Origin of the sequence: Nocardioides sp. Root151, assembly GCF_001427925.1 — a bacterium.
GTDB lineage: Bacteria > Actinomycetota > Actinomycetes > Propionibacteriales > Nocardioidaceae > Nocardioides.
Genome location: NZ_LMGG01000007.1, coordinates 268,395 through 295,230 on the forward strand (window position 1 = coordinate 268,395; position 26,836 = coordinate 295,230).

The 26,836-nt window shown below is 70.5% G+C and carries 22 protein-coding genes; 16 read left to right on the forward strand and 6 right to left on the reverse strand.

Annotation, left to right across the window (positions count from 1 at the left end):
• Positions 1 to 4: 4 nt before the first annotated feature.
• The 5 genes from ASD66_RS18880 to ASD66_RS18900 all read left to right on the forward strand — a co-directional run bounded on the left by ASD66_RS18880 (position 5) and on the right by ASD66_RS18900 (position 6,857).
• Positions 5 to 1,270 (forward strand): hydroxyacid-oxoacid transhydrogenase, encoded by a 1,266-nt coding sequence (locus ASD66_RS18880; protein ID WP_056891868.1) that lies wholly within the window; start codon positions 5 to 7, stop codon positions 1,268 to 1,270.
• Positions 1,267 to 1,755: a DUF1648 domain-containing protein gene (locus ASD66_RS18885; RefSeq protein WP_056891869.1), complete on the forward strand. Its 489-nt coding sequence runs from the start codon at positions 1,267 to 1,269 to the stop codon at positions 1,753 to 1,755. The genes ASD66_RS18880 and ASD66_RS18885 overlap by 4 nt, the downstream gene beginning before the upstream one ends.
• 10 nt (positions 1,756 to 1,765) lie before the next feature.
• Positions 1,766 to 4,549: an FAD-binding and (Fe-S)-binding domain-containing protein gene (locus ASD66_RS18890; RefSeq protein ID WP_056891870.1), complete on the forward strand. Its 2,784-nt coding sequence runs from the start codon at positions 1,766 to 1,768 to the stop codon at positions 4,547 to 4,549.
• A gap of 95 nt (positions 4,550 to 4,644) precedes the next feature.
• On the forward strand, positions 4,645 to 5,856 hold the full coding sequence (locus ASD66_RS18895) for a class I SAM-dependent methyltransferase (RefSeq protein WP_056891871.1): 1,212 nt from the start codon (positions 4,645 to 4,647) through the stop codon (positions 5,854 to 5,856).
• Complete coding sequence (locus ASD66_RS18900; protein ID WP_056891872.1) at positions 5,856 to 6,857, forward strand: hypothetical protein; 1,002 nt, start codon at positions 5,856 to 5,858, stop codon at positions 6,855 to 6,857. The genes ASD66_RS18895 and ASD66_RS18900 overlap by 1 nt, the downstream gene beginning before the upstream one ends.
• A 117-nt stretch (positions 6,858 to 6,974) precedes the next feature.
• Here ASD66_RS18900 and serC read toward each other — a convergent pair whose 3' ends face one another.
• Entirely contained in the window at positions 6,975 to 8,093 is a 1,119-nt protein-coding gene (gene serC, locus ASD66_RS18905) for a phosphoserine transaminase (protein ID WP_056891873.1), read from the reverse strand.
• Between the two features lie 106 nt (positions 8,094 to 8,199).
• On the opposite strand from serC, the gene ASD66_RS18910 reads away from it, so the two are divergent.
• Positions 8,200 to 8,688 carry a GNAT family N-acetyltransferase gene (locus ASD66_RS18910; protein WP_235530163.1) on the forward strand — a complete coding sequence of 163 codons (489 nt, stop codon included), beginning with the start codon at positions 8,200 to 8,202 and terminating at the stop codon, positions 8,686 to 8,688.
• A 22-nt stretch (positions 8,689 to 8,710) separates the two neighbouring features.
• Here ASD66_RS18910 and ASD66_RS18915 read toward each other — a convergent pair whose 3' ends face one another.
• Together ASD66_RS18915 and ASD66_RS18920 are read right to left on the reverse strand one after the other, a co-directional pair.
• On the reverse strand, positions 8,711 to 9,565 hold the full coding sequence (locus tag ASD66_RS18915) for an ABC transporter permease subunit (RefSeq protein ID WP_056891874.1): 855 nt from the start codon (positions 9,563 to 9,565) through the stop codon (positions 8,711 to 8,713).
• Positions 9,562 to 10,488, reverse strand: a complete 927-nt coding sequence (locus tag ASD66_RS18920) for an ABC transporter ATP-binding protein (protein WP_056891875.1) — start codon at positions 10,486 to 10,488, stop codon at positions 9,562 to 9,564. Before ASD66_RS18920 ends, ASD66_RS18915 begins: the two co-directional genes overlap by 4 nt.
• Before the next feature lie 133 nt (positions 10,489 to 10,621).
• Between ASD66_RS18920 and ASD66_RS18925 the strand changes: the two genes are divergently transcribed.
• The 5 genes from ASD66_RS18925 to ASD66_RS18945 all read left to right on the forward strand — a co-directional run bounded on the left by ASD66_RS18925 (position 10,622) and on the right by ASD66_RS18945 (position 16,539).
• Positions 10,622 to 13,606, forward strand: coding sequence for an AfsR/SARP family transcriptional regulator (locus tag ASD66_RS18925; RefSeq protein ID WP_162254295.1), 2,985 nt, complete (start codon positions 10,622 to 10,624; stop codon positions 13,604 to 13,606).
• A gap of 87 nt (positions 13,607 to 13,693) precedes the next feature.
• Complete coding sequence (locus tag ASD66_RS18930) at positions 13,694 to 14,803, forward strand: sensor histidine kinase (RefSeq protein WP_056891877.1); 1,110 nt, start codon at positions 13,694 to 13,696, stop codon at positions 14,801 to 14,803.
• Entirely contained in the window at positions 14,800 to 15,474 is a 675-nt protein-coding gene (locus tag ASD66_RS18935) for a response regulator (protein WP_056682344.1), read from the forward strand. Before ASD66_RS18930 ends, ASD66_RS18935 begins: the two co-directional genes overlap by 4 nt.
• A gap of 9 nt (positions 15,475 to 15,483) precedes the next feature.
• The gene (locus tag ASD66_RS18940) at positions 15,484 to 16,080 is read left to right on the forward strand and encodes a class I SAM-dependent methyltransferase (protein WP_156388793.1); all 597 of its coding nucleotides are present in this window, start codon (positions 15,484 to 15,486) and stop codon (positions 16,078 to 16,080) included.
• A 159-nt stretch (positions 16,081 to 16,239) separates the two neighbouring features.
• Positions 16,240 to 16,539, forward strand: coding sequence for a ribosomal protein L7/L12 (locus ASD66_RS18945; protein WP_056891878.1), 300 nt, complete (start codon positions 16,240 to 16,242; stop codon positions 16,537 to 16,539).
• Between the two features lie 17 nt (positions 16,540 to 16,556).
• On the opposite strand, the gene ASD66_RS18950 is transcribed toward ASD66_RS18945, so the two are convergent.
• On the reverse strand, positions 16,557 to 17,660 hold the full coding sequence (locus tag ASD66_RS18950) for a citrate synthase 2 (protein WP_056682336.1): 1,104 nt from the start codon (positions 17,658 to 17,660) through the stop codon (positions 16,557 to 16,559).
• A gap of 126 nt (positions 17,661 to 17,786) precedes the next feature.
• Between ASD66_RS18950 and pdxH the strand changes: the two genes are divergently transcribed.
• The 5 genes from pdxH to ASD66_RS18975 all read left to right on the forward strand — a co-directional run bounded on the left by pdxH (position 17,787) and on the right by ASD66_RS18975 (position 23,960).
• Positions 17,787 to 18,419, forward strand: a complete 633-nt coding sequence (pdxH, locus tag ASD66_RS18955) for a pyridoxamine 5'-phosphate oxidase (RefSeq protein WP_056682332.1) — start codon at positions 17,787 to 17,789, stop codon at positions 18,417 to 18,419.
• A gap of 88 nt (positions 18,420 to 18,507) precedes the next feature.
• Positions 18,508 to 19,125: a TetR/AcrR family transcriptional regulator gene (locus ASD66_RS18960; RefSeq protein WP_056891879.1), complete on the forward strand. Its 618-nt coding sequence runs from the start codon at positions 18,508 to 18,510 to the stop codon at positions 19,123 to 19,125.
• Positions 19,125 to 20,858: an ABC transporter ATP-binding protein gene (locus ASD66_RS18965; protein WP_056891880.1), complete on the forward strand. Its 1,734-nt coding sequence runs from the start codon at positions 19,125 to 19,127 to the stop codon at positions 20,856 to 20,858. The genes ASD66_RS18960 and ASD66_RS18965 overlap by 1 nt, the downstream gene beginning before the upstream one ends.
• The gene (locus ASD66_RS18970; protein ID WP_056891881.1) at positions 20,855 to 22,837 is read left to right on the forward strand and encodes an ABC transporter ATP-binding protein; all 1,983 of its coding nucleotides are present in this window, start codon (positions 20,855 to 20,857) and stop codon (positions 22,835 to 22,837) included. The genes ASD66_RS18965 and ASD66_RS18970 overlap by 4 nt, the downstream gene beginning before the upstream one ends.
• A gap of 235 nt (positions 22,838 to 23,072) precedes the next feature.
• The gene (locus ASD66_RS18975; protein ID WP_056891882.1) at positions 23,073 to 23,960 is read left to right on the forward strand and encodes a hypothetical protein; all 888 of its coding nucleotides are present in this window, start codon (positions 23,073 to 23,075) and stop codon (positions 23,958 to 23,960) included.
• 378 nt (positions 23,961 to 24,338) lie between these two features.
• Here ASD66_RS18975 and ASD66_RS18980 read toward each other — a convergent pair whose 3' ends face one another.
• Together ASD66_RS18980 and ASD66_RS18985 are read right to left on the reverse strand one after the other, a co-directional pair.
• Complete coding sequence (locus ASD66_RS18980; protein WP_056891883.1) at positions 24,339 to 25,949, reverse strand: glycoside hydrolase family 13 protein; 1,611 nt, start codon at positions 25,947 to 25,949, stop codon at positions 24,339 to 24,341.
• The gene (locus ASD66_RS18985) at positions 25,946 to 26,737 is read right to left on the reverse strand and encodes a hypothetical protein (protein WP_056682317.1); all 792 of its coding nucleotides are present in this window, start codon (positions 26,735 to 26,737) and stop codon (positions 25,946 to 25,948) included. The genes ASD66_RS18980 and ASD66_RS18985 overlap by 4 nt, the downstream gene beginning before the upstream one ends.
• Between the last annotated feature and the right edge of the window lie 99 nt (positions 26,738 to 26,836).

Consider the following 26,836-nt stretch of genomic DNA (forward strand, 5'->3'; position numbering starts at 1 on the left):
CTGCATGACGGAGACGGTCTTCACCTACGGCGCACCAGGGCTCAAGTTCGGCCGCGGGGCGTCCGCGGAGATCGGCCACGACCTCGCGACGTACGACGCGCGCCGGGTCCTGCTGGTCACCGATCCCGGCGTGGCCGCCACCGGTCACCCGGCCCGCATCGCCGAACAGATCGCGGCCACGGGCATCGAGGTGGTCGTCTTCGAGGACGCCCACGTCGAGCCGACCGACGAGAGCCTGGCCGGGGCCGTCGAGTTCGGCCGGTCCGAGGGTCCGTTCGACGCGTACGTCGCGGTCGGCGGCGGGTCGGCCATCGACACCGCCAAGGCGGTCAACCTCCTGGGCACCAACGAGGGCGAGCTGATGGACTACATCAACGCGCCGGTCGGTCGCGCCCTCGCCCCTGAACATGCCCTGAAGCCGCTGGTCGCCGTACCCACCACCACCGGCACCGGCAGCGAGAGCACCACGATCTGCGTGCTCGACGTGCTGTCGCTGAAGGTGAAGACCGGCATCAGCCACCCGCGGCTGCGGCCCACCCTGGCCGTCGTCGACCCCGACCTGACCATGACCCAGCCCGCGATGGTGACCGCCGCGGCGGGCATGGACATCCTCTGCCACGCGCTCGAGAGCTACACCGCGCGCTGGTTCGCCGACTTCCCGGCCAAGCAGGCCAGCGAGCGGGTGCCCTACTGCGGGGCGAACCCGATCGCGGACATGTGGTCGGAGAAGGCGCTGTCCCTGTTGGCCGGCGCGTTCCGGGCCGCCGTGCGCGACGGCTCCGACGCCCCCGCACGTGAGCAGATGGCCCTGGCTGCGACGTTCGCCGGCATGGGCTTCGGCAACGCCGGGGTGCACATCCCCCACGCCAACGCCTATCCGATCGCCGGCCGGGTGCGCGACTACCGCCCGGCGGGCTACCCGCAGGACGAGGCGATGGTGCCGCACGGCATGGCGGTGTCTCTCACTGCTCCGGAGGCGTTCCGGTTCACCTTCGACGCCGCACCCGAGCGCCACCTGCACGCCGCGCGACTGCTCGACCCGGCGTCGTCCGCCGCGGACTCGCCGGCCCTGCTGCCCGACGTGCTCACCGCGCTGATGCGCGACATCGGCCTGCCCAGCGGCCTCGCGGAGGTCGGGTACGCCGACGGCGACGTCGACGATCTCGTCGCGGGCGCCCTCAAGCAGCAGCGACTCCTGGCCACGGCTCCCCGTGAGGTCACCGGGGACGACCTCGCCGGCGTCTTCCGGAACTCCATGGAGCACTGGTGATCTGGTTCTTCAGACTGAGCGTGCTGACCTACTTCGCCTCGGTGGCACTCGCCGCCGTGAGGTATCCCGACGAGGTTCCCGTGCACTTCGACGTGAACGGCAACGCAGACGCCTTCCAGGGCCGCGGGATCGCCGTGCTGTCGATGGCCGTGATCGGTCTGGTCCTCACCGGTCTACTCGGGCTGTGCCTGCACCACTTCCCCCGCGCCTCCCTGAAGCACATCAACGTGCCGCACAAGTCCTTCTGGTTGCAGCCGCAGAACACCGACACGTTGCGCCGGATGCTCCGCAACGACCTGGCCTGGATCGGTGGCTGTGTGATGACGTTGATGACCGTGATGCTGCTGATCACGGTCAAGGTCGCCGACGACCCGCAGCCGTCCCTGGGCACCGTGGGGGTCATTGCCCTTGTCGTGTTCCTCGTCGCCGTCGGCGGCCACATCATCCTGATGTACACCAGGCGCTACCGGCCGCCGCGGCCTTGAGGGAGACCGGATGAACGACGTGCTGGCCGGTCTCCGCCGGCGGGGCGTGACCGACGTGTCCGACTCGACCCTGGACCGCGCTCTCTACTCCTCCGACGCCTCGCTCTACCGGGTGGTCCCGCAGGCCGTCGTACGACCCCGCCACCCTGACGAGCTGGCCGCCGTCCTCGAGGTCGCGCGCGAGGCCGGCACGTCGGTGACCATGCGCGGGGCCGGTACGTCGATCGCCGGCAACGCCGTGGGGCCGGGCATCGTCGTCGACACGTCGCGCCACCTCAACCGGATCATCTCCGTCGATGCGGAGGCCCGTACGGCCCACGTGCAGCCGGGCGTCGTGCACGCCCAGCTGCAGCGCCGGTTGGCGCCTCTCGGGCTGCGCTACGGCCCCGACCCGTCGACCCACACCCGCTGCACCATCGGCGGCATGCTCGGCAACAACGCCTGCGGCTCCCGGGCCCTGGGCTTCGGGCGTACGTCGGACAACGTGGCCGGCCTCGACGTGGTGTTCGGCACCGGCGAGGCGGTCAAGACTGCGCCCTCCAACACCGTGCGAGCCAGTGCCGTCGGAGCAGACCTCTTCGCGTTGGTGGACGCGTCTATGGCCCACGTGCGCACGGAGTTCGGCAGGTTCGGACGCCAGGTCAGTGGCTACTCGCTCGAGCACCTGCTGCCCGAGAAGGGGCGCCGACTCGATCGCTTCCTGGTCGGCTCGGAGGGCACCCTCGCGCTGATCGCCTCTGCCACCGTTGAGCTGGTGCCCGAGCCGGCGAGCACGGTCCTGGTGGCACTGGGCTATCCCTCGATGGTCGAGGCCGCCGACGTCGTGCCGGCGATCCTCGCCGCCGGTGGCCGCTCGCTGGTCGCCTGCGAGGGCCTCGACGCGCGCATCGTCGACGTGGTCAGGGCATCGGGGCGTCCGGTGCCCGACCTGCCGAGGGGCGCCGGCTGGCTGTTCGTCGAGGTCAGTGCTGCGTCGTCAGGTGAGGCCGAATCCCTTGCCGGGTTGGTGATTCGCAAAGCCGACGCCCTCGACCACCGCGTCGTCACCGCGCCGCCGGAACAGGCCGCCCTGTGGCGGATCCGCGAGGACGGCGCCGGCCTGGCGGCGCGCAGCCTCGGCCGGCCGGCGTACTCGGGATGGGAGGACGCCGCCGTGCCGCCCGAGCACCTGGGCGCCTGGTTGCGCGACTTCGAGGAGCTGCTGCGCGCGCACGGGCTCGACGGCGTGCCCTACGGCCACTTCGGCGACGGCTGCGTGCACGTGCGGATCGACTTCGAGTTCGACGACGGGGGAGCGCGCTTCCGGTCGTTCCTCACCGACTGCGCGACGGCGCTGCGCCGTTACGGTGGCTCGCTCAGCGGTGAGCACGGCGACGGGCGGGCCCGCTCCGAGCTGCTGCCGATGATGTACGACGAGCACTCGATCGCACTCTTCATCGCGGCGAAGCGAATCTGCGATCCCGACAACCTGCTCAACCCCGGAGTGCTGGTCGACCCGGCACCTGTCGACGCCGATCTCCGGCCGGGTCGCCCGGTCGCCCCGGTGCGTCCGCTGCTCGCGCTGGCGCACGACGACGGGTCCCTGGGCAACGCGGTGCACCGGTGCACCGGCGTCGGCAAGTGCCTGGCCGACAACACCGGACCGGGTGGCGTGATGTGCCCGTCGTACACGGCGACGAGGGACGAGAAGGACTCGACCAGGGGCCGCGCCCGGGTGCTGCAGGAGGCGCTCGACGGGTCGCTGGTGGACGGGCTGGCGGACCCGGCGGTCTCCGAGGCGCTGGACCTCTGCCTGTCCTGCAAGGGATGTGCCCGCGACTGCCCGACTGGTGTCGACATGGCGACCTACAAGTCGGAGGTCCTCCACCAGCAGTTCAAGGGGAAGCGCCGGCCGCGCAGCCACTACACGCTGGGTCGCCTTCCACGGTGGGCGCGACTCGCGTCGCGGGCCGCGCCGGCGCTCAACGCGTCGCTGCGGGTCAAGCCGCTGGCCAACCTGGCCCGCGCCGTCGCCGGCATGGACCAACGGCGCGGCCTCCCGACCTTCGCCCGGTCGTCGCTGCGTCGCCTGACCCGGGCGAAGGAGACCGCTGCCCCCGACGTGTGGCTCTGGGCCGACTCGTTCACCGACCACTTCTCACCTTCGTCGGGGTTGGCCGCGATCCGGGTCCTCGAGGCGGCGGGCCTGCGGGTACGGGTCATCGACGAGACCGCCTGCTGCGGCCTGACCTGGATCACCACCGGCCAGCTCGACGCGGCCCGCACGATCGTGGCGCGCGCCGTCTCGACGCTGCACCCCTACGTCGCGTCAGGGGTTCCCGTGATCGGGCTCGAGCCGTCCTGCCTGGCCTCCTTGCGCAGCGACGCGACCGAGCTGGTGCCCGGTGAGCGCACGACCGCGGTGGCAGGTGGCGTGCGGACCCTGGCCGAGTTCCTCACCTCGATCGACTGGACGCCGCCCGACCTGACCGGCGTCGAGGTCGTCGCCCAACCGCACTGCCACCACGCGTCCGTGCTCGGATGGGAGGCCGACGAGGCCCTGTTGCGCCGGGCGGGCGCCACCGTCACGAGGTTGGGCGGCTGTTGTGGCCTGGCCGGCAACTTCGGCGTGGAACGCGGTCACTACGAGGTGTCGGTGGCCGTGGCCGAGCACACGCTGCTGCCCGCCGTACGCGCTGCGGGTCCGGAGGCGGTGGTCCTGGCCGACGGCATGTCGTGCCGGGTGCAGCTCGACGACCTGGCCGGCGTGCGCGCCCTGCACCTGGCCGAGCTGCTCGCGGGGGCGCGGACGTAGGATCTGGGCATGAATCCCCGCTACCGCCGTCTTGTCATCCCTGTGGCGCTGGTGGGGCTGCTGCTCGTCGTCGTCGTCGCCGCGCTGGTGAAGTGATGGCCGCCGAACCCCTGCTGCGGGCCCTGGCGCGGATGCGCGGGCTGATGCTCGACGACACCGTCCTGGTGCGGGCCGTCGCCTCTGGTCGCCAGCGCGGCCAGGAGACGAAGTTCAAGCGCGTCGAGCTGCGCTACGTCGACCTCAAGGCCGGCCGCCACCTGCAGGTCACGGCGTACGACGACACGCAGGCGCACACCTCCAACCACGCCGGTGACGCCGCGAGGGATGCGGTCGACGACCTGTTGGACCAGCCGTTCGCGAACTGGCACGTCGAGACCACCACCGAGCAGCACCAGATCCGGGTGACCAAGAAGCTCGAGGCGATGGTGCACACCAGTGCACGTGAGGCCGAGGTCGAGGCCGAGCGCGGTCACGACAAGCCCAAGCAGCGGCTTCTCCCCGAGGACGACCCGGTCCTGGTGGCCCTCGGCATCTCCGACGCCCAGGGCCGGATCAAGCCGACCCGTCAGGCCAAGTACCGACAGGTGGAGGAGTTCCTGCGACTGCTCGACGCCTCGATCACCGACGCAGTGGCCAAGGGCGCCCTGCGCAAGGCGACCGCCGACGAGCCGTTGCGCATCGTCGACCTCGGCTGCGGCAACGCCTACCTGACCTTCGCCGCACACCGCTACCTCAGCCACGTCCGCGGGCTGCCGGTGCACCTCACCGGCGTCGACGTGAAGCAGCAGTCGGCCACCCACAACAGCGGCGTCGCGGAGGGCCTGGGCATCTCTGACGAGACCGACTTCGTGGTCGGCTCCATCGCGGGTGCGTCACTGGAGCGACGGCCCGACGTCGTACTCGCCCTGCATGCGTGTGACACCGCGACCGACGAGGCCCTGGCGAGGGCTCTCGACTGGGAGGCCGCGCTGGTGCTGGCCGCGCCGTGCTGCCACCACGACATCTCCGCCCAGCTGCGGCGCAACCCCACGCCCGCGCCGTACTCCATGCTGACCCGGCACGGCATCCTCCGTGAGCGGTTCGCCGACACCCTCACCGACGCGTTGCGCGCCTCGATCCTGCGGGTGCTCGGCTACAAGGTCGACGTCGTCGAGTTCGTCGAGAGCCAGCACACACCGCGCAACACGCTGCTGCGGGCGGTGCGTGCCGGCGGCCGGGTCAAGGGCGGCAGCGTGCGCAAGGAGTACGACGACCTGACCGAGACCTGGGGAGTGCGCCCGAAGCTGGCCGACCTGGTGGAGGTCTGATGCGGGGATGGTTCGCGGCGGCGGTCATCGTCGCGCCCTTCGCCATGGGTGTCGCCGCCGCGGACACCGGGCCCAGGCCCGACGTGGTCTGCTCGTTCAAGGACCCGGCGATCAACGAGTCCAGCGGGCTGGTCGTGCGCCCCGACACGATGATCACGATGAACGACTCGGGCGACACGGCCAGGGTCTTCTTCATCGATCCGGACGACTGCTCCACCACGTCCCAACGTGACTACCCCGGCATCGCGAAGGACGTCGAGGCGATCGCCCCGGCCGCGGACGGCGAGCAGGCGGTCTGGGTGGCCGACATCGGCGACAACCGGGCCAGCCGGCACGACCTTGCCGTCGTGCGGGTGCCGTTCGACGGCTCCTCGACGGATCGCCACGAAGTCTCCTGGCAGGGCGGTCCCGAGGACGCCGAGACGCTCATGGTGCACCCCGTCACCGGGCGGCTCTACGCCGTGACCAAGGGAGTCCTCGGCGGCCAGGTCCTCGAGGCCCCGGCCACTCTCGGGCCCGGCCGCAATGTCTTCAAGCCCGTGGGGGAGACCTCGGGACTGATCACCGACGGGGCGTTCTTCCCCGACGGCTTGCACTTCGTGCTGCGCAACTACGGCAAGGCCTACGTCTACGACACCGCGACGATGAGCGAGATCGGCGACTTCGAGCTGCCCTCGCAACAGCAGGGCGAAGGGCTCGCGGTCGGCCCCGACGACCGCATCTACCTGAGCTCGGAGGGCGTCCACGCCAAAGTGCTGCGGGTCGACGTGCCGCGGCCGATCCGTGAGGCCATGGACGCCGGCTCCAGCCCCTCGGGCGCCGCGTCCCCGGACGCCGGCGCGTCGGGCACCGCGTCCCCGGACGCCAGCGCGTCGGACGGCGACACGACGTCAGCCAACTCCGACGAGGACTCCCAACGCGACGTCTGGCCCTGGGCCGTCGGCGGACTCTTCGGTCTCGCCGCGGTCGTCGTACTCCTCCGCTCCCTCAAACCGAGATAGTCCCTGACGTTTCGGCCCCACAACCGGGATAGTCCCTGACGTTTCGGCCCTTGGAGGGACCGAAACGTCAGGGACTATCGAGATGCGAGGACCGAAACGTCAGGGACTATCGAGAGGTCAGAGCTGGCCGACGACGTGGTCGATGCAGGCGGTGAGCTTCTCGACGTCCGACGGGTCGACCGCGGGGTACATCGCGATGCGGAGCTGGTTGCGGCCCAGCTTGCGGTAGGGCTCGGTGTCGACGATGCCGTTGGCCCGCAGGGTCGCAGCGATCGCCGCCGCGTCGATCGCGTCGTCGAAGTCGATGGTGCCGATCACCAGTGAGCGGTGGTCGGGGTTCTCGACGTACGGCGTGGTGTAGGCCGTCTTCTCGGCCCAGCCGTAGAGCGCGTCGGACGAGGCGGTGGTGCGCTCGACCATGCCCTTGAGGCCGCCGTTGGCGTTCATCCAGTCCAGCTGCTCGGCCATCAGGAACAACGTGGCGACCGACGGCGTGTTGTAGGTCTGGTTCTTCGCGGAGTTGTCGATCGCGGTGGGCAGGTCGAAGAACGCCGGGATGTGGCGACCGCTGGCCGCGATGGACGCGGCCCGCTCGAGAGCGGCCGGCGACATGATCGAGATCCACAGGCCGCCGTCGGAGGCGAAGCACTTCTGCGGCGCGAAGTAGTAGGCGTCGACCTCGTTGAGGTCGACCGGCAGGCCGCCGGCGCCGGAGGTCGCGTCGACCAGCACCAGCGCGTCGTCGGCGGCACCCGCGGGGCGGACGACGGGAGCCATCACCGCGGTCGAGGTCTCGTTGTGGGCCCAGGCATAGACGTCGACGCCGTCCTCGGCGACCGCGTCGGGACGCGAACCGGTGGGGGCCTCGATCACCGACGGGTCGGCCAGCCACGGCGCCTGCTTGGCGGCCTTGGCGAACTTGGAGGAGAACTCACCGAAGGTGAGGTGCTGGCTCTTCTCGCGGATCAGGCCGAAGGTGGCGATGTCCCAGAAGGCGGTCGCGCCACCGTTGCCGAGCACGACCTCGTGGCCCTCGGGCAGGTCGAACAGTGCGGCGAGGCCCTCGCGCACCCGGCCGACGGTGTTCTTGACCGGGGCCTGGCGGTGCGACGTACCGAGCAGCTTGTCGCCGGTGGCGGCGAGCGCGTCGAGGTGCGAGGTCTGGATCTTGGAGGGCCCGGCGCCGAAGCGTCCGTCGGCGGGGAGCAGGTCAGCGGGGATCTGGATGTCGGTCACGATCGGACAACCTCATCTTCGTTCAGGGGTGAGTTACCTGACCACGCTGTCAGCGAAGCCCTATTGTGTCATCCGGCTCAAGCCACTGACGAATGGAGTCCACACGGTGACGGCATCCGCTGACCTGCGCATCGCACGGGTCGGCTTCGGCCACAGCGACGCCCTGCGGCTGATCGAGGACGTGCAGCTCGAGTACGTCGAGAGGTACGGCGGCCGCGACGACACCCCACTCGACCCCGCCATGTTCGAACCGCCGGGCGGCAGCTTCTTCGTGGGCTACGTGGACGACGAGCCGGTGGCCTCGGGTGCGTGGCGCAGGCGGGACGACGTACTCGCGCTCGGGTCGCGCACCACCGCCGAGATCAAGCGGATGTTCGTCGTGCCGCGGGCTCGCCATCGCGGCCTGGCGCGGGTGATGCTGGCCCATCTGGAGACCACGGCGGCGCAGGCCGGGGCCGAGGTGCTGATCCTGGAGACCGGTGAGCGTCAGCCCGAGGCCATCGCGTTGTACGAGACCTCGGGCTACACGCCCATCGACGGTTTCGGCTACTACCGGGACTCGCCGATCTCACGGTGTTTCGCCAAGCAGGTCTGACGATTCGCCGGGGAGCGGATCCTCAGACGACGTCGCGTCGCCGTACCAGCCACAGGGCGATCACCGGCAGCACCACCACGTAGGCCAGCACGGTCCATGTCGCCTGCGTCCCGGAGAGCACGTCCAGCACACCCGGCGTGCCGTCGCCTCCGCGCTCGACGCCCACGATCGAACCGATCAGGGAGCCCGCCGCGGTGCCGGGCAGCACCTGGGTGAACGCGTCGACCGGCGAGAGCAGCTGCCCGACGCCGCGCAGCAGGTTCTCGATGACCAGCGCCCAGACCAGGCCCAGGCCGACCGACAGCGCCGGTCCGCGAGCCACGGTGCCGAGCACGAAGCCCGCCAGCGCCCACATCTCGAGGACCAGGAACCCGGCCCCGAAGGACTCCGCCATGGCGCCGAGGGAGGGCCACACGACCGACTGTCCCTCGGTGCCGGCGATCACCAGCGAGCAGCCGAAGTCGAGGAGCAGGGACGCGACCATCACGCCGAGCACGGCGACGGTCACCGAGACCAGCGACCCGGCGATCACCGAGGTGCGTGACGGGCCCTGGGTGAAGACCGTCTTCCACGTGCCCCAGCCGTAGCCGTTGCCGGCCACGATCGCGCCGAGCACCATCATCAGCGCCCCGCCGAACATCGGCATTCCCTGCACGAAGACGTCGGGCACGTTGGCCGGCATCATCTCCGCGAGCAGGGCCGCCTTCGTCGTACCCTCGTTGCTGAAGCTGCTGTCCCCGCTCGTGTAGGACAGGTAGTTGAACAGGTAGCCGAACATCAGGCTCAGCGCCATCCAGGCGCCGATGGTGACCCACACCGCCGGCCACTTCCGCAGGCGCAGGACCTCTGCGCGGGTGCTTGCGATCAGGGCGTTCATGACGCTGCCTCCATGTCGTTCTCGTCGGGTTGCGAGTCGGCCGTCATCTCGAAGAAGACCGACTCGAGGGTCCGTTCGGTGGACCCGATCCGGTGTACGTCGACCCCGCGCGACACGAGTGCCCGGGTGAGACCAGGGGCCCGATCGGGTGCGACATCGAGCAGCACGTCCTCCCCGTCGAGGTGGACGGCGTCCTCGCCGGCGACCTCCATCGCCACCGCGAGCGTCGCGTCGACGGGGAACCCGCGTACGACGAGCGAGGCACCGCCGCGCAGGTCGGCCACGGTCGACTCCCGCAGCAGCCGGCCCTTGTTGATCACGCCGACCCGGTCGCAGATCTCCTGCACCTCGTCCAGCAGGTGGCTGGAGAGCAGCACGGTCTGCCCGCCGCGGGCCAGCTCGACGATCAACGACCGCATGTCGGCCATGCCCGCCGGGTCGAGCCCGTTGGTCGGCTCGTCGAGCATGATCAGCTCGGGGTCGCCCATCAGTGCCGAGGCAACGCCGAGGCGCTGCTTCATTCCGAGGGAGTAGGACTTGAACTTGTCGCTACCCCGGTCGGCCAGGTCGACCCGGGCCAGGGCCGCGGCGGCCGCCGACTCCGGAAGGCCGCGGTAGCGGGCCATCACCCGGAGGTTGTCGAGGCCGGAGAGGTAGGGGTAGAAGCCCGGCCCCTCGATCAGCGCGCCGATGCGTGCGGTCACGTCGGGACGCCCGGCGGGCTGCCCCAGGACACTCGCCGAGCCGGCCGTGGGCCGGATCAGGCCGAGCATCATGCGCAAGGTCGTCGTCTTGCCCGCGCCGTTGGGCCCGAGGAAGCCGTAGACCTCGCCTGTCTTCACGGTCATGTCGACCCCGTCGACGGCCAGGCGGTCGCCGTACCTCTTGGTCAACCCGTGTGTCTCCACCACGTTTTCGTTCATGCCCTCGAGGTTTCCGTGGATCCCGCCGTACGGCGTCAGCCCGGAAGAGGCGCCCCGCTACGCAAAAACGCGTACAGCACCCGCGGCCCACGGGTCTAGGCTGAGTCTCGATTCGAACTCGGGAGTGATGCAGATGCGCTTCGAGGCACTCGGACCTCTGCGAGTTCTCGACGACGGCCAGGACGTGACGCCTGCCGGAAGGCTGCAGCGGATCATGCTGGGTTGGTTGCTCCTCCGAGCGAACCAGACCGTGCGCGACGACCTCCTGATCGAGGCGCTCTGGCCTGGCGATGTCGCTGCCCGCACCCCAGCCCGGCTGCAGGTGCTGACCCACCGGCTGCGGGCGATGCTCGACGATCCCGAGCGACTCTCGCGCGAAACCTTCGGATACCGGCTGCGCGTCGAGCGTGACGAGTACGACGTGGCGGGGTTCGACGACCTGGCTGCCCGGGTGCTGGCCCTCGAGGGAGATCCGGCGGCGGTGTCGAGACATGCCCGTGAGGCGCTCGACCTGTGGCGGGGGGCGCCGATGGCCGATGTCGAGGAGCTGGCGTTGGCACCTGAGCTGCAGCGCTGGAGCGCTCGCCGCCTGATGGTGCTGGAGTCCCTGGCCGAGGCCGACCTGGCCCTCGGAAACCACGGCGCGGTGCTGCCCGAGCTGGAGCTGGCGGCTCGGGAACACCCCTTGGACGAAGGCCTCCAGCTCTTGCTCATGCGGGCGCTGCACCTTGCCGGGCGCCCGGCCGACGCGCTCGGGGCGTACGCCGCTGCGCACGCGAGCCTGGGTGAGGAGCTCGGCCTCGAACCGGGTGCCGCCCTCCGCGACCTGCAGGCCCGGATCCTCGCCGGCGACGAGGCCGAGCCACCGGCCAAGCCACGGCCGACGCCGGCGCAGCTGCCCGCTGGCGCCTCCCGTCTCTTCGGGCGTGACCAGGACCTCGCCCGGCTCGACAAGCAGTGGGGTGAGACCGATGAGGCTGGTGTTTGGGTGATCACCGGAACCGCAGGTGTCGGCAAGACCGCCTTCGCCGTGCAGTGGGCGCGCCAGCATCGCGCCGACTACCCCGACGGCCAGCTGTTCTACGACCTGCGCGGATTCAGCGCCGACAACCCTGCCGCGCCGGCCGACGTGCTGGGCGTGTTCCTGCGCGGCCTTGGTTTCGACACGGCCGGCCTCTCCGAGGACGAGGACGAGCGAGCCGCCCTGTTCCGGAGCATGGTCGACGGTCGCCGCCTGCTGATCGTGCTCGACAACGCGCGGTCGGCTGATCAGGTGCGCCCGTTGCTGCCCGCGACGCAGGGCTGCTGTGTGCTGGTGACGAGTCGTGAGAGCCTGACCGGTCTCGCCGTTCGCGAGGGTGCGCAGACCGTGGACCTGCCGCCACTCAACGACCAGGACTCCCTGGATCTCCTCGTTGAGCTGACCGACGACCGAGTGCGCGAAGAGTCCGCGCCCGCCGCCGAGCTCGTGCGTCTGTGTGCGCGCCTTCCGCTGGCGCTGCGGATTGCCGCCGAGCAGGTGCGCGCACATCCCGACCGCAAGGTTGCCGCCCTTGTCGCCGAACTCTCAGGAGAACACGACCGCCTGGATCTGCTCGATGCCGGCGACGGCCCCGCGACCGACGTACGCGCGGTCTTCTCGTGGTCCTACGAGTCGCTCCCCGCCGAGGCAGCGCGACTCTTCCGCCACTTCGGCATGTTGCCGGGAAAGGACGCGGGGCTCCACGCCCTGGCCGCGTTGAGCGATCGCGACGCGAACGACGTACGCCGCAGTCTTGCGGTCCTGCTCCGCGCCCACCTCATCACCGAGTCGCCGGCCAGGCGCTACTTCCAACACGACCTGTTGCGCGCGTACGCCGGTGAGGGAGCGCGCCTTCTCGAGTCCGACGACGCCCGACGGGCTGCGCGGTCGAGGTTGCTCGGCCACTACTCGCGCCGGGCTGCCTTGGCCGACGACCTGCTGCGGCCGGCCGAGACGTTCAGCAAGGCCCGGATCCGTGAGCCGCACCCTGTGGTCCCGGAGTTCGCCGGGAGATCCGAGGCACTGGCGTGGATGGCGCGGGAGCTGCCGAACGTGCTGGCCGCCGTCGATGACGTCGGACCCAGCGACGCCCATCGCGTGGTCGAGCTGGCCCAGTCGTTCTCCGATCTGCTCAGCAGCCACGGGCGCATCGAGGAGGGCGACCGGTTGCATCGGCGCGCTCGAGACATCGCGCGCGATCACGGCGATCCACGCAGTGAGGCGCTGGCCGAGTCGTCCCTGGGGGTCAACCGGGCCCGCAGCGGTGATCCGGGCTCCGCCAGGGAACACTTCCTGCGCTCCCTGGCCATCCACGAGCACCGCACGCACGACCCCGTCGGACGAGCCGCGCTCGAGGGCAACCTGGGTGCGTTGGCCTACGTGCGTGGTGACCTGGGAGAGGCCGCCCGGCTTGCCGAGAGCTCGAGGTCGGCCTTCGAGGCGGCCGGCGAGCGCAGGCGCACTGCGCTTCAGGCCACGAACCTGGCCTCGATCCTGAAGGCACAGGGCGAGACGGTCCGGCCGGGTGAGCTGGTCGCGGAGTCGGTGTCGATAGCGCGCGCCGATGGGCTGTGGGCGGAGTTGTCGACGGGGCTGAACAGTCTGGCCGACCTGCGCTACGAGGCCGGCGACCTCGACGCCGCCACCGCGTTGGCAGTGGAGGCCTCGAAGGTTGCGTCGGACCACGGGTTCCACGAGATCGAAGCGGATGCCCAGGCCACCCTCGGCGACATCGCGCATGCCCGGGGAGACTTCCGCGAGGCGCAGGAGATCTTTCGCACGGCCCTACGTGGTGCCCACATGTCCGGACACGTGCTGACGGTCGCCGTGTGCCTGCGTGGCTTTGCGCGCGCGGTGTCCGGCGAGGACCCGGCGGGCGGGCTTGCCTACTGCCGTGAGGCCGTCGACTACGCATCCACCAACGGGCTGACCCGCGTCGAGGTCACCGTGCGGCTCGACCTGGCACGGCACCTGGACCGTCGCGGCGACCGCGCCGGCGCACTGGTCGAGGTGGACCGGGCCGCTGCGCTGTGCGAGGGGTCGGACGACCGGCTGGTCAGCGAGGTGGCTCGCATCCGTGCCGAGCTCGCAGAGTGACGGCAGGGCGGCCTACGCGCGATTGCGTACGCCGCCACCGCGTCGGGTCGTACGACGAACGCGCCCGACTGCCCTAGCGTCGTGGGCATGAACTCGACGTTGTCCGTGCTCTGGCGCCGGTGGTGGCTCGTCCCTGTCCTGGTGATCGTCACCGGCGGCTCCGGCGCGGTGAACCTCGGTGAGCGTGGCGACTTCCACCCCGGCTCGGAGCTGGCGGGGGGCATTGCCGCCGTCGTGCTCGCCGTGCTCTCGGCCGCCGTGCTGTTCCTGATCGACCGCTGGCCGTCGGCCGTGGTCGCCAACGGGCTCCTGGTCGGCGTGTACTTCGCGGTGGGTGGCAACAACGGGCCGATCTTCTTCACCGTCGTGGCGGCGGCCTTCCTGGTCGCGACGCGGCGCCGCTTCCGCGCGTGGTGGCCGCTGGTGCTCGGCTCGGGTGTGCTGGTGTGGGCGGGGCTCCTGGTCCGTGGACTCCGGTGGGACGAGTTCGACGTCGGCATGTGGCAGTCGATCGGAGTGGGGGCCCTGGTCTCCGCCGCCGCGTCGATCGCCACCGCGGTGCGCACCCGCGACGAGGCCCGGGTCATCGACAGGCAGCGCGCGGCCACCGAGGAGCAGCTCCGGATGGCCCAGGACCTGCACGACGGCGTCGGTCACGGACTGGCCGTGATCGCGATGCAGGCCGGCGTCGCGTTGCACGTGCTCGAGAAGGACCCGGCCGCCGTACGCGAGGCCCTCGAGGCGATCCGCGACACCAGCCGCGAGTCGCTCGACGCCCTGCGCAGCGAGCTCTCGCAGCTGACTGGCGACGCGGCGCCCCGCGCACCGCGTCGAGGGCTCGCGGAGCTGTCGACGCTGGTCGAGCGGGTGCAGGCGGCCGGCCCGACCGTGCGGGTCAACGACACCGCGGGCGACCTGCCCGACGACGTCGACGCCGCGGCCTACGCCCTCGTGCAGGAGTCGCTGACCAACGTGCTGCGCCACGCCGACGCGTCGACGGTGAGCGTCGCCCTCGAGCGGTCCGGCGACGCACTGGAGGTCTCGATCTCCGACGACGGGCGTGGGGGAGTGGTGCACGATGAGGGCATGGGTCTTCGGGGCATGCGCGAGCGGGTGACCGCCCTGGGCGGGACCTTCGAGGCGGGCCCGACCGACCAGGGCTTCCGGGTGCATGCCGTGCTGCCGGTGGGCGCATGATCCGCGTCGCGCTGGTCGACGACCAGGCACTGGTGCGGGTCGGCCTGCGCACCCTGGTCGCCGGCGAGGACGACCTCGAGCTGGTCGGCGAGGCCGAGGACGGTCGCGGCGCGCTGATGATGATCCGCCGCGAACGGCCCGACGTGGTGCTCTGCGACATCCGGATGCCGGTGATGGACGGCCTCGAGCTGCTGCGTTCCGTCGGCCAGGACGCCGACCTGGCCGACGTGCGCATGGTCATGCTGACCACGTTCGAGCTCGACGAGTACGTCTTCGAGGCGTTGCGCCTGGGCGCCTCCGGATTCCTGCTCAAGGACGCCGAGCCGACCGCCCTCCTCGACGCGATCCGGGTGGTGGCCCAAGGCGGCTCCCTGCTCGCACCTTCGGTCACGCGGCGGGTGATCGAGCACTTCGGCACCGGCGCGCAGACCCGCCGTACGCCGCACCCGCAGCTCGGCCAGCTCACCGAGCGGGAACGCGAGATGGTGGCGTGGGTGGCCACCGGCAGGTCCAACCAGGAGATCGCCGAAGAGCTGGTGGTCAGCCCCGACACCGTGCGCACGCACGTGTCCCGCGCGATGGTGAAGCTGCACGCGCGCGACCGGGCCCAACTCGTCGTCTTCGCGATCCAGTCGGGCCTCGAACCACCGGAGTCCCCACCCAGCCGTTAGATTCGTCGCATGATCTCGGGACAGACCCCAGCACTCTGGGATGCGGAAGCAGACACGTTCGACGACGAGGCCGATCACGGGCTTCGGGACCCGGCCACCAGGGAGGCGTGGCGCCGGCTGTTGCTCGGCGTACTCCCGGACGAACCGTCGAAGATCGCCGACCTCGGTTGCGGCACCGGCTCGCTGTCGGTGCTTCTCGCCGAGAGCGGCCACCAGGTCGACGGCATCGACTTCTCGTCGTCGATGGTGGCCCGCGCGCAGGCCAAGGGCCGTGAGCGCGGCGTCAGCGCCAGGTTCACGGTCGACGACGCGAGTGCGCCGACGTTGGCGCGACGGGCGTACGACGTCGTGCTCAGCCGGCACGTGCTGTGGGCGATGAAGGACCCGGTCGAGACGATCGCGCGGTGGTGCGACCTGCTCCGCCCGGGCGGCATCCTCGTGCTGGTCGAGGGGTCCTGGTCCACCGGCGCGGGCCTGACCGCCGACGAGGCCTCGCAGGCCGTGCGGGTGCACCGGCTGCGCGCCAAGATCACCCCGCTGACCGACCCGGTGCTGTGGGGCAAGGAGATCACCGACGAGCGCTACCTGCTGGTCAGCACCCGCTGACCGACGCGCGACCCGCGCGGCTGTCCACGGGCGAGCGGACCGTAGGACAGGCAACCGGGGTGCTCGCACGCCCTGCTGAGCGTGCCGACGATCACGATCGAGGCCACTTGCCTGTCGGACGGCACACCACGACCCGTGACGGCGGTTAGCCTGCCGGTCATGGGAATCTTCAACGCGGCATCCGCCCGGGACATCGAGGCGCTGCGCGCCCGCATCGGCCGGCTCGAGGCGCTGGTCGAGCTGCTCGCCCGCCACCAGGGCATCTCCGAGCACGAGATCAGCCAGGTCATGGGCCCGACGGTGCCCACCGCCTCCACACCGCATGCCACGGGGACACCGATCTCGGCTCGCGTCCGGCAGTTGGCGATCGAGGGCAAGAAGATCCAGGCGATCAAGGTCCATCGCGAGGAGACCGGCCTCGGCCTCAAGGAGGCCAAGGACGCGGTCGAGTCCCTCTGAGCGACTGTCGGCGGGTGTTACTTGGCCCAGTCGGTGTTCCAGCCCTCGACCGAGTCGGCCGGGCGCGGGTCGGGTCCGGTGTAGATCGCGGACGGGCGGATCAGGCGCCCGGTGCGCTTCTGCTCGAGGATGTGCGCCGACCAGCCGCCGGTGCGGGCGCAGGTGAACATCGAGGTGAACATCGGCGCCGGGACCTCGGCGAAGTCGAGGACGATGGCGGCCCAGAACTCGACGTTCGTCTCGAGCACGCGGTCGGGACGACGCTCGCGGAGCTCGGCCAGAGCGGCCTTCTCCAGTGCCTCGGCGACGGCGTAGCGGGGTGCGTCGAGCTCCTTCGCCGTGCGGCGCAGCACGCGGGCGCGGGGGTCCTCGGCGCGGTAGACGCGGTGGCCGAAGCCCATCAGTCGCTCGCCGCGGTCGAGCAGTCCCTTGACGTACGCCGTGGCGTCGCCCGACTCCTCGACGTCCGCGATCATGCCGAGCACGCGCGAGGGGGCGCCGCCGTGCAGCGGGCCGCTCATCGCGCCGATCGCGCCGGAGAACGCGGCGGCCACGTCGGCGCCGGTGGAGGTGATCACGCGGGCCGTGAAGGTGGAGGCGTTCATGCCGTGCTCGGCAGCCGAGCTCCAGTAGGCGTCGATCGCCTTGACGTGCTTGGGGTCGGCCTCGCCCTTCCAGCGGATCAGGAACTTCTCGGCGAGGGTCCTGCCCTCGTCGACGAGCTTCTGGGGTACGACGGGCTGGTTCAGGCCGCGGGCCGACTGGGCGGCGTACGACAGCACCATGACCGCGACGCGGGCGAGGTCCTCGCGGGCCTGCTCGTCGGAGATGTCGTAGGTCTGGCCGAAGCCGAAGGCCGGCGCGAGCATCGCCACGGCCGCCTGGACGTCGACGCGCACGTCGCCGGTGTGGATCGGCAGGTTGTAGGGCTCGGCGGCCGGCAGGCCGGGGGTGTAGGAGCCGTCGATCAGCAGGCCCCAGACGTTCTCGAACGGGACCCGTCCGACGATGTCCTCGATGTCGACACCGCGGTAACGGAGCGCGGAGCCTTCCTTGTCGGGTTCGGCGATCTCGGACTCGAATGCGATGACGCCCTCAAGGCCGTGGTGAACCTCGGTCATAACGGGTGGCTCCTTTGCCGTGCTGCAGTGTCGGACCTTTGCATTCTGCCCCCAGCCTCGAAGCAGCGACAGAACGGGGTCTCGACCCGTGGTCCGCGGCCGCCGGTGCGCCCGTAGGCTCGCGGTGTGGAATCAGCACCGTGGGCGACGCAGCGCCAGGAGTACTCCCGCATCGGCATCGTCGAGAGCGCCCTGCCCGAAGACCCGCTCGAGCTCTTCCGTTCCTGGTACGGCGACGCAGGCACCCTGCCCGAGCCGAACGCGATGGTGGTGGCCACCGTCTCTGCCGACGGGCAGCCCTCGGCGCGCACCGTCCTCTTGAAGGGGCTCGACCCCCGAGGCTTCTGCTTCTTCACCAATCTCCAGTCCCACAAGGGATCTGACCTCGCAGCGAACCCGCGGTGCGCGCTCCTGTTCCCATGGCACGCGCTCCAGAGGCAGGTCCGTGTCGAGGGCGCGGCGGTGCTGTTGCCACGCGACGAGGTGGCGGCGTACTTCGCGACCCGGCCGCGCGGAGCCCAGCTCGGCGCGTGGGCCTCGCCGCAGTCGCAGGTGGTCACCGAGGCCGGCCTCCATGAGCGGTACGACGACGCGGCCGCGCGCATGCCGGGGGAGATCGAGGTGCCCGAGCACTGGGGCGGGTACGTCGTCGCGCCGGAGTCGATCGAGTTCTGGCAGGGACGCGAGAACCGCATGCACGACCGGTGGCGCTACCGCCGTTCGGGGGACCACTGGCGCCGTGAGCGCCTAGCCCCCTGATCGACCCGTCGTGAGTTCTGTCGGACTCACGACGGGTCGACGTGAAAAACACTTGTGAGTGAGTGCTCACTCATTTACTCTTTCCGGCGTGACTCCTCGCGCCAAACCCCTGTCGCCCGCGGACCGACGCCAGGCGATCCTCGACGCCGTCGTGCCGCTGGTCATCGAGCACGGCGGAGACCTGAGCACCCGGCTGATCGCCGAGGCGGCCGGGGTCGCCGAGGGCACCATCTTCCGGGTCTTCGCCGACAAGACCGAGCTGATGTGGGCGGTCGCCGAAGAGACGATCAACCCCTCCCACGGGCGCGAGGAGTTCGACGCGATGCTGGCCGACACCGACGACCTCCACGAGCGCGTCCGCCGGGCCGCGGAGTCCCTGGCCGTCCAGATGCGGCGGTCGTTGACGGTGATGTTCGCGGTCCGCTCCTACTTGATGAAGCACGGCCCGCGCCCCGATCCCGATGACCCGCCGCGTCCACCCGAGTTCCTGGTCCGCGCCAACCGCGACCTGCTCGAGATGCTGGCCACGCTCTTCGCGCCGTACGCCGACAAGATGCGCGTGCCACCCGCGACCGCCGCGGTCGTCCTCCGTTCCCTGGTCTTCGGGTCCCGCCATCCCGGCATGGAGCTCGACGCCGATCTCACGTCCGACCAGATCGCCGACATCATCGTCGGCGGAGTCATGCTCCCCGGGGAGGAAGCCTGATGTTGCTCCGTCTCATGCGCACCTATCTCGCGCCGTACAAGGGTTGGATCGCGATCGTGGTCGCGCTCCAGTTCATCTCGACCGTGGCGATGCTGTTCCTGCCGAGTCTCAACGCCGACATCATCGACCAGGGTGTGGCCGAAGGAGACACGGGCTACATCATGCGCGTCGGAGGCATCATGCTCGGCGTCTCGCTCGTGCAGATCGTCTGCTCCGTGGTCGCCGTCTGGTTCTCGGCGCGTACGGCGATGGCGTTCGGCCGCGACCTGCGCGCGGCCGTCTTCCACCGCGTCGGCACGTTCTCCGGCCGCGAGGTCGGGCAGTTCGGTGCGCCCTCGCTGATCACCCGCAACACCAACGACGTGCAGCAGGTGCAGATGCTGGCGCTGATGACCTGCACCATGGCCGTCGCCGTGCCGATCATGATGGTCGGCGGCGTGCTGATGGCGATGCGCGAGGACCTCGGTCTGTCGTGGCTGCTCGCGATCGTCGTACCCGCGCTCTTCCTGGCCGTCGGCGTGGTGGTCTCGCGCATGGTGCCCAACTTCCGGCTGGTCCAGGAGCGCATCGACGGCGTCAACCGGGTGCTGCGCGAGCAGATCACCGGCATCCGCGTGGTGCGCGCGTTCGTGCGTGAGCCCTATGAGACCCGCCGATTCCAGAAGGCCAACGACGACCTGACGGACGTCTCGGTCAAGGCCGGCCGCTGGATGGCCACGATGTTCCCGCTGGTGATGCTGATCGTGAACGTCTCGAGCGTCGCGGTGCTGTGGTTCGGCGGACACCGCGTCGACAGCGGTCAGATGGAGGTCGGCGCCCTGACCGCGTTCCTGTCCTACCTGATGCAGATCCTGATGTCGGTGATGATGGGCACCTTCATGCTGATGATGATCCCGCGCGCGGCGGTCTGCGCCGACCGGATCACGGAGGTGCTCGACACCGACACCAGCGTCGTGCCGCCCGCGCAGCCGGTCATCTCGGTGCATCAGTCCGGTCACCTGGTCCTCGACGGAGTCGGGTTCACCTATCCCGGCGCCGAGCAGCCGGTCCTGCAGGACGTCAGCTTCGAGGCCCGGCCCGGCGAGACCATCGCGGTCATCGGCTCGACCGGCTCCGGCAAGTCGACCCTGGTCGACCTGGTGCCGCGGCTCTTCGACGCCACCACCGGCAGCGTGAAGGTCGACGGCGTCGACGTGCGCGACCTCGACCCGGAGTCGCTGTGGCACCGCATCGGGCTCGTCCCGCAGCAGGCGTTCCTGTTCTCCGGCACGGTGGCCAGCAACCTGCGCCACGGCAAGCCCGACGCCACCGACGACGAGCTGTGGCGTGCGCTCGAGATCGCCCAGGGCCGTGACTTCGTCGAAGCCATGTCCGAGGGGCTCGAGTCGCCGATCACGCAGGGCGGCACCAACGTCTCGGGCGGCCAGCGACAACGCCTGGCCATCGCCCGGGCGCTGATCCGGGAGCCGGAGATCTACCTCTTCGACGACTCCTTCTCGGCCCTCGACCTGGCCACCGACGCCCGGCTCCGCGCCGCACTGAGGCCGGTCACCCGCAACGCGACGGTGGTCCTGGTCGCCCAGCGGGTCTCCACGATCCGCGACGCCGACCTGATCCTCGTGCTCGAGGACGGCATCGTCGTCGGCCGCGGCACCCATGACGAGTTGCTCGCCGACTGCCCGACGTACCAGGAGATCGTCGAGTCGCAGCTGACGGCGGAGGAGGCAGCATGAGCACGACGGAGAAGACCGACAAGGGCGGCACCCTCAAGGAGACCGAGCGCATCACGGCCGGCCCCGGCCCCGGGCGCGGCCCGATGGGCGGCGGCATGGTCGGCCAGAAGGCGATGACCTTCGTGCCCTCCGCCAAGCGCCTGATCGGCCGCATCGCGCCGTACCGCGTCAAGGCGATCGCCCTGGTGGTGCTGGCGATCGGCAGTGTCGTGCTGACCGCGCTGGGCCCGCGCATCCTCGGCCACGCCACCGACCTCATCTTCGACGGGCTCTTCGGCAACCAGTTCGACGCCGGCCTGACCCAGGAGCAGGTCGTGCAGGGGGCGCGCGACCGCGGCGACAACCGGCTCGCCGACATGATGGCGTCGATGGACTTCGTGCCCGGCCAGGGCGTCGACTTCGGCGCCGTCGGTGCGGTGCTGCTCATCGTGCTCGGGCTGTACGCCGGCGCATCGATCCTGTCGTTCATCCAGGGCTTCCTGCTCAACGACGTCGTGCAGGGCACGGTCATGGACATGCGTTCCGACGTGGAGGACAAGGTCAACGCGCTCCCGTTGGAGTACTTCGACCGCCAGCCCCGCGGCGAGCTGCTCAGCCGGGTCACCAACGACATCGACAACATCAGCCAGACCCTGCAGCAGACCCTGAGCCAGCTGCTCACCTCGTTGCTGACGGTCGTCGCGGTGATCTCGATGATGTTCTGGATCTCGCCACTGCTGGCGCTGATCGCGCTGGTCTCGGTGCCGATCTCGATGTACGCCACCTCGCTCATCATGAAGCGATCGCAGAGCCAGTTCATCGCCCAGTGGCGGCTGACCGGCAAGCTGAACGCGCACATCGAGGAGACCTTCTCCGGCCACGCCCTGGTCAAGGTCTTCGGCCGCCAGAAGGAGGTCGAGCAGCGCTTCGAGGAGGAGAACGAGCGGCTCTACGAGGCCTCGTTCAAGGCCCAGTTCGTCAGCGGGCTGATCATGCCGCTGATGATGTTCATCGGGAACCTCAACTACGTGGTGATCGCGGTCGTCGGTGGCCTGCGGGTGGCCAGCGGATCGCTGAGCCTGGGTGAGGTGCAGGCGTTCATCCAGTACACCCGCCAGTTCACCCAGCCGCTGACCGCGGTCGCGTCAATGATGAACCTGCTCCAGTCGGGTGTCGCGTCGGCCGAGCGGGTCTTCGAGCTGCTCGACGCAGACGAGCAGCGCCCCGACGGCCAGGTCGCTCCGGCGGCCCCCGGCGAGCGTCACGGCGAGGTCGTCTTCGACCGTGTCTCGTTCCGCTACGACGAGGACAAGCCACTCATCGAGGACCTCTGCCTGGTCGCCCAGCCCGGTCAGACGGTCGCGATCGTCGGCCCGACCGGCGCAGGGAAGACCACCCTGGTCAACCTGGTGATGCGGTTCTACGAGGTGACCGGCGGGCGCATCACGCTCGACGGCGTCGACGTCTCCGCGATGCCGCGCGCCGAGCTGCGCGACCAGATCGGCATGGTGCTGCAGGACGCGTGGCTCTTCGAGGGCACGATCCGCGACAACATCGCCTACGGCCGCCCCGACGCGACCGAGGAGGAGATCCTCGAGGCCGCCCGGGCCACGTTCGTCGACCGCTTCGTGCACTCGCTGCCCGACGGCTACGACACTGTCATCGACGAGGACGGCGGCAACATCAGTGCCGGTGAGCGCCAGTTGATCACCATCGCTCGAGCGTTCGTCTCCGACCCGGCGCTGCTGATCCTCGACGAGGCCACCAGCTCGGTCGACACCCGCACCGAGCTGTTGCTCCAGCAGGCGATGGCGGCCCTGCGCAGTGACCGGACGTCGTTCGTGATCGCCCACCGACTCTCCACGATCCGCGACGCCGACCTGATCCTGGTGATGGAGGACGGCGCGATCGTCGAGCAGGGCACGCACCACGAGCTGCTCGAGGCCGACGGCGCGTACGCCACGCTCTACCAGTCGCAGTTCGCGGCGCCAGTCGCCTGAGGCAGGCATCGGGCTGGGTGGCAGACGGGCTGCCGTGAACAACTGCGGCAGTTGGTGCGGTCGCCACGGCGGGTCAGGCGTGGACCGGGGCTGCAGCGCGCGGACTGCCGCAGTTGTCGACGCCGACCTGGCGTCCGGCGGGCGGCGAGCGCAGCGCGGCCGCCGTATGCCGAGCGTGCGGCGGGCCTGTGGAGAACCGTTTGCGCCGCTGGACCACGCATCCGAGGCTTGACCCATGACGGCACCGGACCCCAAGGCAGCCGAGCTGCTCACCGAATGGGGCGGTCTGGCCGGCTCTGCGGAGCTGCGCGGGGCCCTCACCGATCGGCAGATCACAGCAGCGGTCGAGGCCGGGGCAATAGTCAGGCTCACCCGCGGACGCTTCGCGTTGCCCACCGTGCCGGCCGCTGCAGCCGGTGCCGCTCGGGTCAACGGGGTCGTGTCGCACCTGAGTGCTGCGCTGCACTGGGGATGGCGGGTGAAGCTGCCGCCCGAGAAACCGATGGTCACCGTGCCACGAGGGCGCAACCTCACGCTCCCGCGCCGACACGACCTCTCTGTCCACTACGCCGACCTCACACCCGACGAGGTGCGCAACGGTGTCACCAGTCCGTTGCGCACGGTGATCGACTGCGCGCGGGTCCTGCCGTTCGACGCCGCCCTGGCCGTGGCCGACTCTGCCCTGCGTTCGGGCCGGATCAGCCACGACCAGCTGATCGCCGCGGCGCAGGCAGCGCCACGCAGCGGTCGTCCGGCCGCGCTGAAGGTGGCGCGCTTCGCCGACGCGCGCGCCGCCAACCCGTTCGAGTCGGTGCTCCGCGCGATCACGATCGAGATGGGCCTGTGCCTGACGCCGCAGCTGACCTGCCTGCCGTACATCCAGGTTGATCTAGGCAGCGAAGAACTCCGCTTGGTGGTGGAGGCCGAGTCGTGGCGTTACCACGGCGACAAGTGGGCCTTCGAGGCTGACGTCAATCGCTACACCCGGCTGGTGCGCAACCGCTGGGTCGTGGTCCGGTTCACCTGGTCCGACGTGATGTTCCACCCGGACGTCGTGCGCGAGGTGCTCGCAGACGTGGTGGCCATGTGTGAAGAACTACGGCAGTTCAGGCACCCTGCCTGACGCTCGAGCGTGCAGTTCCCCTGTCGAGGGTGAACTGCCGCAGTTGTTGACGGGCCGGTCCGGTGGAGGGGTACGACGCCAGGAAATGGGAACGACCCGCAGGCGTTGACGAACGGTTTCCCCGAGGGGACCTTCTCGTCGTCTTCCGGCGGACCAAAAAGTCCGGAAGCGCCTGCGGGTCGGGTGACTGCCTTGAATTCGCTGGCCGCTTGCAACGCTGCGCAGTGAATCCTGTCGGCAGGGAAGCTGCTAGCGGGCAGCCACCTCACAAGTCCGGTAAGAATGCATCTTCTGGACCACCTCCTTTCACGTGTCCTGCAAAGGTACGACTGTGGGGCCGCCCTCACAAGGGGTTTTCGAGGGTCCGGCAAAACCTCTTCACACGAGCCAGGCGGCGGTGTCCGGCGGCAACCCGTCGTCGAGGGGACCACTGGCCAGCAGCACCGTTCCGTCGGGCATCGCGACGGTCGTCGTACCGCAGTTGAGGACGGCGGTGACCGGACCGCGACGGAACGTGAGCACCTTTGCGCCGAGGTCGAGCAACTCGACCTGGTCGCCGGCCGTCGTCGCGAACGTACGCCGCGCGCTCAGGGCACGCCGGTAGAACGCCAGCGTCGACTCCGCGTCCTCGGCCTGGGCCTCGGCGGTCAGCGACGACCACCCGGCCGGTTGGGGGATCCACGGCTGGTCGGAGCCGGGTCCGAAGCCGAACGGCGGGGCGTCGCCCGACCACGGCAGCGGCACCCGGCACCCGTCCCGACCGGGCTTGCCGGTGGTCAGGGCCTGCGGGTCCTGCCAGTGCGCCCGGTCGACGTCGACCTCCTCGAGACCGAGCTCCTCGCCCTGGTAGATGTACGACGACCCGGGCAGTGCCAGCATCGTCATCGTGGCGGCCCGCGCCCTGGCCAGGCCGACGGTGCCGCCGCCGTACCGGGTGACGTGCCGGATCACGTCGTGGTTGCTCAGCACCCAGGTGGGCGAGCCGCCGACGAGGGCGACGGCGGCCAGGGTCTCGGTGATGACGGCAGCGAACTGCGGTGCCGACCAGTCCGCCGAGAGCCAGTGGAAGTTGAACGACTGGTGCAGCTCGTCGGGCCGCACGTAGCGCGCCAACGAGGCCGCGTCCCGGGTCCACGCCTCGCCCACGGCCATCCGGTCGTCGGGGTAGGAGTCGAGGATGCGCCGCCACGCGCGGTAGACGTCGTGCACCTCGGGCTGGTCCCACATCGGCTCGTGCTCGGGGTGCTGCGGCCCGAGCAGGTCGGCGGCCAGGTTGGCCTCGCGCTCGGCATCGGTCAGCCGCTGGTCGGGCAGCCCGGGCTCCTTGAACAGGCCGTGCGCCACGTCGATGCGGAACCCGTCGACGCCGCGGTCGAGCCAGAAGCGCAGCACGTCCTCGAACATCGCGGGGACCTCGGGGTTGCGCCAGTCGAGGTCGGGCTGGGTCGCGTCGAAGAGGTGGAGGTACCACTGGCCGTCCGGCACCCGCGCCCAGGCCGACCCGCCGAAGACGGACTCCCAGTTGTTCGGCGGCACAGTGTTCGGCGGCACAGCGTTGGCCGGCACAGTGTTGGCTGGCACAGCGTCCGGCCCGTCGCGGAACAGGTAGCGGCCGCGCTCGGGACTCCCCGGCCCGGCGGCCAGCGCCGCGCGGAACCATTCGTGGTCCTCGGAGGTGTGGTTCGGCACGAGGTCGACGATCACCCGGATGCCGTGGGCATGCGCCTGCTCGAGCAGCGTGTCGAGGTCGGCCAGCTTCCCGAAGAGCGGGTCGACGTCGCGGTAGTCGGCCACGTCGTACCCGTGGTCGTGCTGCGGCGAGGTGTAGAACGGCGTGATCCACACGGCGTCGACGCCCAGCTCGGCGAGGTAGGGCAGCCGCGAGGTGATGCCGGGCAGGTCGCCGATGCCGTCACCGTCGCTGTCGGCGAAGCTGCGCACGTAGACCTGGTAGCAGACGGCGTGGCGCCACCAGGCCTCGTCGGTCACGAGAAGTCGGCCGGGTCGATCGCGATCCAGGTGTGCTCGGCGCGGGCCACCACGCGGCGGTCGGCGTCGTAGAGCGTGCTGGCGGTGAACGTCTTGCGGCCCTCGGTGCCCCGGGCCTGGCCGACCACGACGTGCTCCTCGCCGATCGCGGGCAGCGCGTCGACGGCGGCAGTCATCCGGCCCAGCACCAGGGCCCGATCCTCGAAGTCTCCGGCCCAGGCACCGATGCAGTCCAGGGCGGCCCAGGTGGCTCCGAGCGAGGCGCGGCCGTGCTCGTCGACGTACTCGTGGTAGTCCTCCTGAACACTGGGGTGCGGGGTCCACGTCGAGGCCACCCGGCTCTGGCCGTCGATCTCGCCGACCGGGCCGGGGAAGACGCGCAGGCCGTCGCCCTCCGCGCGGTCGGTGCCGCAGGCGAAGCAGGTCGGGAACGGGTGCTGGCGCAGTCCGGCGTACGACGCCTCGGCCGCGCGCGCCTCGTCGGGGGAGACCTGCTCGACCGGGGTGAGGGTGTCGTCGGGGAGCACCCGCGCGGAGAGCACGGGCAGGCCACCGAAGGAGGCCACCAGCGTGCCGTCGTCGTCACCGGCCACGGTCATCGCGGCGTCGAGCGGAGGGGGCTGGCGCAGCGTCACCTCGATCACCGGCCACCGGTCGGCCCGGTTGTCCGGGCAGTCGTGCTGGACCAGCGCCGCGAGGGCGCCTGCGCTCCAACCGCCGTTCCCGGACTTCGGCGGGCCGCAGAACCGGGAGGGAATGGTCAGCTCCGTGGCGGGGAAGTGCAACATCTTGTCGATCGCTCCAAGCGTGTTCGTGCGTCAGTCGTGGCTGCTCGACGTCGAACGTAGCCTGATCCGGGCCAAGTCAGTAGTGCCGGGCTCACGCAA

Excerpts from the sequence above, each read along its gene's own strand:
- ASD66_RS18925 (WP_162254295.1), top strand. The coding sequence starts at position 10,622 with ATGCGCTTCGAGGCACTCGGACCTCTGCGAGTTCTCGACGACGGCCAG.
- ASD66_RS18880 (WP_056891868.1), top strand. The coding sequence starts at position 5 with ATGACGGAGACGGTCTTCACCTACGGCGCACCAGGGCTCAAGTTCGGC.
- ASD66_RS18935 (WP_056682344.1), top strand. The coding sequence starts at position 14,800 with ATGATCCGCGTCGCGCTGGTCGACGACCAGGCACTGGTGCGGGTCGGC.
- ASD66_RS18920 (WP_056891875.1), bottom strand. The coding sequence starts at position 10,488 with ATGAACGAAAACGTGGTGGAGACACACGGGTTGACCAAGAGGTACGGC.
- ASD66_RS18890 (WP_056891870.1), top strand. The coding sequence starts at position 1,766 with ATGAACGACGTGCTGGCCGGTCTCCGCCGGCGGGGCGTGACCGACGTG.
- ASD66_RS18900 (WP_056891872.1), top strand. The coding sequence starts at position 5,856 with ATGCGGGGATGGTTCGCGGCGGCGGTCATCGTCGCGCCCTTCGCCATG.
- ASD66_RS18985 (WP_056682317.1), bottom strand. The coding sequence starts at position 26,737 with ATGTTGCACTTCCCCGCCACGGAGCTGACCATTCCCTCCCGGTTCTGC.
- ASD66_RS18970 (WP_056891881.1), top strand. The coding sequence starts at position 20,855 with ATGAGCACGACGGAGAAGACCGACAAGGGCGGCACCCTCAAGGAGACC.
- ASD66_RS18895 (WP_056891871.1), top strand. The coding sequence starts at position 4,645 with ATGGCCGCCGAACCCCTGCTGCGGGCCCTGGCGCGGATGCGCGGGCTG.
- ASD66_RS18945 (WP_056891878.1), top strand. The coding sequence starts at position 16,240 with ATGGGAATCTTCAACGCGGCATCCGCCCGGGACATCGAGGCGCTGCGC.
- ASD66_RS18965 (WP_056891880.1), top strand. The coding sequence starts at position 19,125 with ATGTTGCTCCGTCTCATGCGCACCTATCTCGCGCCGTACAAGGGTTGG.
- ASD66_RS18950 (WP_056682336.1), bottom strand. The coding sequence starts at position 17,660 with ATGACCGAGGTTCACCACGGCCTTGAGGGCGTCATCGCATTCGAGTCC.
- ASD66_RS18975 (WP_056891882.1), top strand. The coding sequence starts at position 23,073 with ATGACGGCACCGGACCCCAAGGCAGCCGAGCTGCTCACCGAATGGGGC.
- ASD66_RS18930 (WP_056891877.1), top strand. The coding sequence starts at position 13,694 with ATGAACTCGACGTTGTCCGTGCTCTGGCGCCGGTGGTGGCTCGTCCCT.
- ASD66_RS18915 (WP_056891874.1), bottom strand. The coding sequence starts at position 9,565 with ATGAACGCCCTGATCGCAAGCACCCGCGCAGAGGTCCTGCGCCTGCGG.
- ASD66_RS18940 (WP_156388793.1), top strand. The coding sequence starts at position 15,484 with ATGATCTCGGGACAGACCCCAGCACTCTGGGATGCGGAAGCAGACACG.